The sequence below is a fragment of the Sphingomonas sp. TF3 genome, from assembly GCF_003985085.1.
Lineage (GTDB): Bacteria > Pseudomonadota > Alphaproteobacteria > Sphingomonadales > Sphingomonadaceae > Sphingomonas.
Window position 1 is genome coordinate 1 of record NZ_RWKS01000091.1, and the last position, 317, is coordinate 317.

General features: G+C 71.3%; 1 protein-coding gene. It reads left to right on the forward strand.

Features of this window, described 5'->3' with window-relative positions; translation table 11 throughout:
• Window positions 1–317 (forward strand): IPT/TIG domain-containing protein (locus EJC47_RS20915; protein ID WP_185867755.1); only part of this gene is annotated, 317 nt, incomplete at both ends.

Consider the following 317-nt stretch of genomic DNA (forward strand, 5'->3'; position numbering starts at 1 on the left):
CCCACCGTCACCGCGATCTCGCCCAGCTCGGGCCCGGCGAGCGGCGGTACCTCGGTCACCATCACCGGCACCGGCTTTACCGGGGCTACCGCCGTCAAGTTCGGCGCGACCTCTGCAACCGGCATCACCGTTGTCAGCGCGACCAGCATCACCGCAACCGCTCCGGCTGGCAGCGGCACCGTCGACGTGACCGTGACCACCCCTGGCGGCACCAGCGCGACCTCGGCCAGCGACCAGTTCAGCTATGTCGCGGCCCCCGCCATCACCGCGATCTCGCCCAGCTCGGGTCCGGCGAGCGGCGGTACCTCGGTCACCAT